This is a genomic window from Peribacillus huizhouensis (assembly GCF_014138605.1).
Classification (GTDB): Bacteria; Bacillota; Bacilli; order Bacillales; family DSM-1321; genus Peribacillus; species Peribacillus huizhouensis.
In genome coordinates this window covers 23,827-30,600 of record NZ_JACJHX010000029.1, presented here as the reverse complement: position 1 = coordinate 30,600, position 6,774 = coordinate 23,827, and the positions used below count along the sequence as shown (strand labels likewise).

Annotated in this window: 7 protein-coding genes and 9 tRNA genes; 1 reads left to right on the top strand and 15 read right to left on the bottom strand. The window is 40.1% G+C overall.

The annotated features are described in order from the left end of the window. Positions 1-18: 18 nt before the first annotated feature. The 10 genes from HNP81_RS22265 to HNP81_RS22220 all read right to left on the bottom strand — a co-directional run bounded on the left by HNP81_RS22265 (position 19) and on the right by HNP81_RS22220 (position 1,573). Positions 19-95, bottom strand: a tRNA-Arg gene (locus HNP81_RS22265). Positions 96-120: 25 nt separating this feature from the next. After that, positions 121-206, bottom strand: a tRNA-Leu gene (locus HNP81_RS22260). 57 nt (positions 207-263) lie between these two features. Next, positions 264-345: transfer RNA gene (locus HNP81_RS22255), tRNA-Leu, on the bottom strand. 10 nt (positions 346-355) lie between these two features. Next, positions 356-431: transfer RNA gene (locus HNP81_RS22250), tRNA-Lys, on the bottom strand. Positions 432-464: 33 nt separating this feature from the next. After that, positions 465-539, bottom strand: a tRNA-Gln gene (locus tag HNP81_RS22245). Positions 540-605: 66 nt separating this feature from the next. Beyond that, positions 606-681, bottom strand: a tRNA-Asp gene (locus HNP81_RS22240). A 27-nt stretch (positions 682-708) separates the two neighbouring features. Next, a tRNA-Glu gene (locus HNP81_RS22235) sits at positions 709-780 on the bottom strand. Between the two features lie 17 nt (positions 781-797). Beyond that, a tRNA-Ser gene (locus tag HNP81_RS22230) sits at positions 798-888 on the bottom strand. A 4-nt stretch (positions 889-892) separates the two neighbouring features. Beyond that, positions 893-967, bottom strand: a tRNA-Asn gene (locus HNP81_RS22225). A gap of 132 nt (positions 968-1,099) precedes the next feature. Continuing rightward, a complete protein-coding gene (locus HNP81_RS22220) occupies positions 1,100-1,573 on the bottom strand; it encodes a SprT family protein (RefSeq protein WP_028390561.1) in 474 nt (157 codons plus the stop codon). Positions 1,574-1,873: 300 nt separating this feature from the next. Here HNP81_RS22220 and cmpA point away from each other — a divergent pair, with 300 nt between their 5' ends. After that, positions 1,874-1,993, top strand: coding sequence for a cortex morphogenetic protein CmpA (gene cmpA, locus HNP81_RS22215; protein WP_152534698.1), 120 nt, complete (start codon positions 1,874-1,876; stop codon positions 1,991-1,993). Positions 1,994-2,185: 192 nt separating this feature from the next. On the opposite strand, the gene HNP81_RS22210 is transcribed toward cmpA, so the two are convergent. From HNP81_RS22210 to HNP81_RS22190, 5 genes are all read right to left on the bottom strand, one after another. Continuing rightward, on the bottom strand, positions 2,186-4,372 hold the full coding sequence (locus HNP81_RS22210; protein ID WP_312859722.1) for a Tex family protein: 2,187 nt from the start codon (positions 4,370-4,372) through the stop codon (positions 2,186-2,188). A gap of 161 nt (positions 4,373-4,533) precedes the next feature. Beyond that, the gene (locus tag HNP81_RS22205; protein WP_182504043.1) at positions 4,534-5,145 is read right to left on the bottom strand and encodes a PP2C family serine/threonine-protein phosphatase; all 612 of its coding nucleotides are present in this window, start codon (positions 5,143-5,145) and stop codon (positions 4,534-4,536) included. Further along, positions 5,142-5,933 (bottom strand): RNA polymerase sigma factor SigB, encoded by a 792-nt coding sequence (gene sigB / locus HNP81_RS22200; protein ID WP_028390564.1) that lies wholly within the window; start codon positions 5,931-5,933, stop codon positions 5,142-5,144. The genes HNP81_RS22205 and sigB overlap by 4 nt, the downstream gene beginning before the upstream one ends. Further along, positions 5,911-6,384, bottom strand: a complete 474-nt coding sequence (rsbW, locus tag HNP81_RS22195; RefSeq protein ID WP_182504042.1) for an anti-sigma B factor RsbW — start codon at positions 6,382-6,384, stop codon at positions 5,911-5,913. The genes sigB and rsbW overlap by 23 nt, the downstream gene beginning before the upstream one ends. Continuing rightward, entirely contained in the window at positions 6,381-6,713 is a 333-nt protein-coding gene (locus HNP81_RS22190) for an anti-sigma factor antagonist (protein WP_028390566.1), read from the bottom strand. Before HNP81_RS22190 ends, rsbW begins: the two co-directional genes overlap by 4 nt. Between the last annotated feature and the right edge of the window lie 61 nt (positions 6,714-6,774).

Sequence of the window (6,774 nt, the reverse complement as noted above, 5' to 3'; positions counted from 1 at the left end):
AGCTACTTCCCGTCTATATGGCGCGCCCGAAAGGAGTCGAACCCATAACCTTCTGATCCGTAGTCAGACGCTCTATCCAATTGAGCTACGGGCGCAAATACTTACTAAGTTACATTTGTTTGGTGCGGCCGAGAGGACTTGAACCTCCACGGGGTCGCCCCCACTAGGCCCTCAACCTAGCGCGTCTGCCATTCCGCCACGACCGCAAGCGACATTAAATAATGTACCACGTTCTACATTTGGTGTCAACGCAGTTTTGAAAGTGCGGGTGAAGGGACTTGAACCCCCACGCCTCGCGGCGCCAGATCCTAAGTCTGGTGCGTCTGCCAATTCCGCCACACCCGCATAAGACAAGTGGTGAGCCATGCAGGATTCGAACCTGCGACCCTCTGATTAAAAGTCAGATGCTCTACCAACTGAGCTAATGGCTCATCAAGAATATTCCTTATGTTAAAAATAAAAAATGGCTGGGCTAGAAGGATTCGAACCTTCGCATGACGGAATCAAAATCCGTTGCCTTACCGCTTGGCTATAGCCCATCGAATTATGAACAAAAAAACATTACCCAATAAACTTATTAATACTTGCATAACTTTTAAAACAAATGGCGGTCCCGACGGGAATCGAACCCGCGATCTCCTGCGTGACAGGCAGGCATGTTAACCGCTACACCACGGGACCTTAACTAAATATTAATAATCAAAAAAATGACCCCTACGGGATTCGAACCCGTGTTACCGCCGTGAAAGGGCGGTGTCTTAACCGCTTGACCAAGGGGCCGTCGTAATAATTGTAGCTGGCGGAGAAGGAGGGATTTGAACCCTCGCGCCGGTTACCCGACCTACACCCTTAGCAGGGGCGCCTCTTCAGCCTCTTGAGTACTTCCCCAAATTGGCTCCGCAGGTAGGATTCGAACCTACGACCGTTCGGTTAACAGCCGAATGCTCTACCACTGAGCTACTGCGGAATAATATAAAAATTTGGTGTCTTACTATAGAACTCAAAGACTCTAACGTCGTAATAACTTTTTGTTATCTTTTGTCGACTCTTTAGATTATAAGGACGTTTTAAACTAAAGTCAAGCATCTTTTCATTTTTTTTAAACCTCTTTCCTATCAGTAAGAAACAGCCTCCCTTTACACGCTCCACAAACATACCTTGAAGTATTTATTCTTCTTTTCCTTATATACAATTGGCTACATGCCTTACAAGCATATTGATATATTTTCTGGTTTTGCTTTACCTTATTCTTGTCCATTGATAAGGGTGTACAAAATCTAGGAGCCCCCACCTGTTTGAGTAGCGTTTTAAAATCTGCATCTCTATGTTGATACCCCTTTCCCTCAAGATGAAGGTGATAATGGCAAAGCTCATGCTTAATAATGCCGATAAGCTCTCCTGTACCTCTCTCATCATAATATTTTTTGTTGATTTCTATATCATGCGAGCGCAAAAGATATCTCCCACCTGTCGTTCTGAGACGAGGATTGAAAGATGCTTGATGCCTAAAAGCCCTCCCAAAATCCTTTAGTGAAATTTCTTCTACAAGTTTTTGAAGTTGCTGTTTTTCCACTCCTTCACCCCTCTCTAACATACAATATCCATCTTCCCCTTTATCATAAACGAAGATGATTCTATCTTAAAGCATATCTTGGATTTGATTCTCTTTTTCTGGAAAAGGGGCGGGGCTTCGCAAATCTACTCTTCACTGCCACCTTCATAAGGTGACACATTTTTGGTAACGGGGACCATTTCCATCATAGTTAGTTGGGATCAGAAGGCTAATGGATGTTTTTAGGCTTGTCATGGACACGAGACAACCACTCATTTCATATAATAATAAAAAACGTCGAATTAACTGGAGGCTTATTCCATGCCTATATGGCTTCAAAATCAAATTCGTAGGGCATTCCACGAAAAAAATCATGTTCAAGTGAAGATGCTGAATCAATGTTGGTTTTACTATTGGAATAACGAAAGTGTTCATTATTAACGAAAAAGTTCTAACAAAAAAACACCTTCGAATATTATGAAAGTGTTTTTTTACATTTTATCCCGCATTAACAGGCAATAATACCCCATCACAAGGTTTAGAGATTGCTGTCGTTTGATCGATATCAAGCGACAGTAGAACGGGACTAACAATCAGTAGGGGATGAGAATCCCCACTGATAGAAGTTTCACTTTATAGTTGGTCTTTTGGTTGAAGCATCGTTAATGCTACTCTTTGCTTATTCATATCTACTGAATCTACCCAAACAGTTACTACATCTCCGACAGCTACAATATCGAGTGGATGCTTCACGAATTTATTGCTCAGTTTTGAAATATGAACAAGACCATCTTGTTTAACCCCAACATCAACAAAAGCACCAAAGTCAACAACATTCCGAACGGTTCCTTGAAGCTCCATTCCTTTTGCTAAGTCTTCTAGTTTTAGGACATCTTGTTTCAATAATGGTTTTGCCAAATCATCACGAAGGTCTCGACCAGGTTTTCTTAAATCATCCATAATGTCCTTTAACGTAATATCCCCAATTTCTAAACTTTCCGCCAATTCCTTTATATCTCCACGATTAGACAATGCATCATTGAGTGCATCAGTGCCAATGTCGCGAGAAGTAAATCCTAATTTTTTCAAAAGTTTATTAACCGCCCCATAGTTTTCAGGATGAATGGATGTCTGGTCCAATGGCTCTTCACCGTCTACTACTCTTAAGAAACCGATGCATTGCTCATAGGTTTTAGCTCCGAGGCGCGGGATCCCTTTTAAGCTTTTTCTACTTGTAAACTTCCCTTCATCTTCCCGCCTCTTCACAATATTTTGTGCAACGGACTTTGAGAGCCCAGCTACATACTGAAGAAGAGATGGAGAGGCTGTATTGACGTTCACACCTACTTGGTTAACAGCTGTCTCGACAACAAAGGCAAGCGATTCTGATAATTTCTTTTGCGAGACATCATGCTGATATTGACCTACCCCTACTGACTTCGGATCAATTTTCACCAACTCTGCTAACGGATCTTGTAAACGGCGACCGATAGAAACAGCACTCCGTTCTTCTACCGCAAGATCAGGAAACTCTACACGAGCGATGTCAGATGCAGAGTAGACACTTGCTCCCGCTTCGTTGACGATAATGTACGAAATTTGTTCCTGAACTTCTTTCAGAATATCCGCAATAAATTGTTCAGATTCACGAGAAGCCGTTCCATTTCCAATTGCAACAATTTCTACTTGATATTCTTGTAAAAGTGATATTGTCGTATCCCGAGCAGCGTCTTTCTTATTTACTGGAGGGTGAGGATATATGACATTAATCGCCAATACTTTTCCTGTTTCATCAATCACAGCGAGCTTACAGCCAGTTCGATACGCAGGGTCAAGTGCAAGAACGACCTTCCCTTTTAAAGGTGGTTGCAACAAAAGATTGCGTAGATTTTCTGAGAAGATATGAATCGCCTGATCTTCAGCTTTTTCTGTTAACTCTTTTCTAATTTCACGTTCAACAGAAGGCATGATTAGGCGTTTAAAGCTATCCTCAATCGCTTCCTTAATTGGAGTAACTGCACTAGAGATCGCATCTTTCGTAACCACCTTTTCTAAATAAGCAATAATAGCTTCTGTGTTTGGAACGATGGAAATTCTAAGTACATCCTCCTTTTCTCCGCGATTCAAAGCCAATACTCGATGCGGCACTATTTTATGAACAGGTTCAGAGTACTCATAATACATTTCAAATATTTTCTTTTCATCTTTTTCTTCATCTTTGACAGTCGATACGAATGTACCCGTTTTAAAAACGTCCGCTCTTATTTTTTTACGATATTCTGCATCATCTGCGATAATCTCTGCAATAATATCTTTTGCACCATTGATTGCATCTTCGATAGTAGGAACATCAAGCTCTTCAGATAAAAACTCACCTGCTTTTTCCTCAATCGATTTAGATACAGGAAATTCAAGCAACCATATAGCCAGAGGCTCTAAGCCTTTTTCTTTTGCCACTGTCGCTTTCGTTCTTCTTTTTTGTTTATATGGACGATATAGATCTTCTACTTCCTGAAGTTTATCCGCCTTTGTAATTTGTAACTGTAGGTCCGGAGTAAGCTTTCCTTGTTCCTCTATATTTCGTATAACCTCGGACTTCCGTTGATTTAAGTTTTCCAAGTAATTCGAACGTTCCATGATCGTCTTAATTTGTACTTCATCTAATGAGCCGGTCATTTCTTTTCGATACCTCGCAATAAAAGGTACGGTATTACCCTCTTTGAGCAAGTTCATTACATTTTGTACTTGATGTGTTTTCAATGATAGCTCACTAGATACTTTTTCTAAAATTTCTTTTGTTTGAGTTTCCGCTACAATCACAGTTTTTCCTCCAAGCTAATTGTTAATATTCCCTCTGCTAAAAAATTCCTTATACGTCTAGTCTAGCAAAAACCTCGAATGGTTGCGAATTTGGTGAGAAAAACCCCTAATAAAATTATTTCAAATAATTCCTCATAATAAAAAGCTTACTTTCCAAAGTTTCATGAAAGTAAGCTTCCTATAATAAATGTTGAGTCATCGACTTGGACCGCCTTTATTCCTTCAATTATTTCTCGGGTTTTCTGCTCCAAAGGAGAACGGGATTTCAAAAGAGCTTTTGCTCCTTGAAGTAGAACACCGTCTGAATGAAGAATGAAGCTCGCCCCTGGTTCATATTTAAATCTCTGAGTACGATATTTTTGTGCCCTTCCAGATAGAAATCCAGTAACAGGAAGTGGGTAAACTAGTTTTTCCTTTTTAGGATTATACAAAAAGAATCGAATGTTTCCAACTGAGCTATATACAAACTCTTTTGTATCGAAATAAATCTTTATTACAGATACAGCAGCCCCTCTTTTATTCGTCAACACTCCATTCCCTAAATCCATAAGAGCTTCTACATCTTTGTTTTGGTTTGCCATAATCTCTTCAATGACTGCATGAGAAGATTCATAGGCAAACTCCCCACTACCTAGACCATCTGCAAGTACGCAAAGAAGATACTCCTCTGTATGTGCTATATAATAATCATCTCCACAATAAGTCGCTCCGTTTTTAGATGATTGAAAAGTCCATATCTCGAATTGATTCTCGGAATAAAGCTCCGTTATCATTGAACAAACTCCGATTTATTCTCTGCATATATCGCTTCCCGGAGCTTCTTAATTGCTCTGCGTTGTAGTCTGGAAACATGCATTTGTGAAATCCCAAGTTTCTCGCCAGCCTCTTTTTGACTCAGATTTTCTAAATACGTAAATTGTATAATGCATTTTTCTCTTTCACTTAACACATGAAGCACTTGATCCAACACCATGCGCTGATTGACTCGTTCGAATCCTTCATCAACATCTCCGAAAATATCAAGCAGTGTTACGGTGCCACCTTCTGAATCAGCTTCCATCGAATGATCAACAGATAAAGCTTGATAGCTTTTTCCCATTTCCATAGCTTCTAACACTTCTTCATCAGCTACTCCTATAAATTCAGCAATTTCTCCAATTTTAGGAGAGCGATGGAGAACCGTGGTTAACTCTTCCACAGCTACTTTTATTTTCGGACCAAGCTCTTTAATTCGTCTAGGAACGTGGACACTCCACGTTTTATCACGTAAATACCTTTTAATTTCACCGATCACTGTAGGTACTGCAAAGGCTTCAAAGCTTTTACCGAAAGATTCGTCGTATCTGCGAATCGCTCCTAATAGTCCAATCATTCCCACTTGTACAATATCTTCATGAGATGCATTGCCCTTGGAATATTTTCTAGAAATGGCTTCGACTAAATTTCTATAATGGAGGACCAGCTGATTTTGGGCCTCATCATCCTGGTTGTGTTGATAAGCTCGAATCCATTTATGAACTTCATCTTTTGTAGCTTGATTAGGTTGAGAGTGTTTTTGCATCCATCTCCACCCGCTCTCCCTCAACAAACTTAGTCATGAATACTGTGACCCCTTCATGTTGATGAATTTTCACTTCATCCATAAGAGTCTCAATGAGGTAGAGGCCCAAACCTCCTTCTCTTAAGAATTCAACCTCATGCTCATTTTTATATGGTCCAAGACCTTGACGCACTTCATCAAAGTTACAACTTTTCCCACTGTCGGATACCATTACTTCCAAACGGTCTTCATATAAACCAAAACTAATTTTCACTTGCCCATGATCCTGCCCTTTATATGCATGTTGTACGGCATTCGTACACGCTTCACTTGTAGCAATCTTCAAATCCTCAATTTCATCATAGGTGAAGCCCATTCGACTAGCTATTCCAGAAAGCGTTAACCAAATAACCCCAATGAAATTAGGTTTAGCCGGGATCTTCATTTCAATATATTCATATGCTTGACTCATTCTACTCCACCCTCTGCATGACTTTTTATATCAATGATATCAGCGAGACCAGTAATATCAAACAGTCGTTGTAAACGTTCCGACAGTCCAACTAGCGTAAACACACCATTATGCGCACGTACACTTTTAAATAAACCAACGAAAATGCCTAGACCAGTACTATCCATATACGAAACCTCTGTTAAATCGACAATCATAACAATTCCCTCTCGCTTAGATAAAGGATATAATGCTTCACTAAGCTTAGGAGCTGTATATGCATCAATTTCACCTTTCACTCGCACTTCTACCCCGGAGGTAATATCTTTTACATCCACTGTAATATCCATTTCTATGCCCCCACCTTTTTTATACGAATCTCCTTCGATTTATTTACCCACTTATCATCAC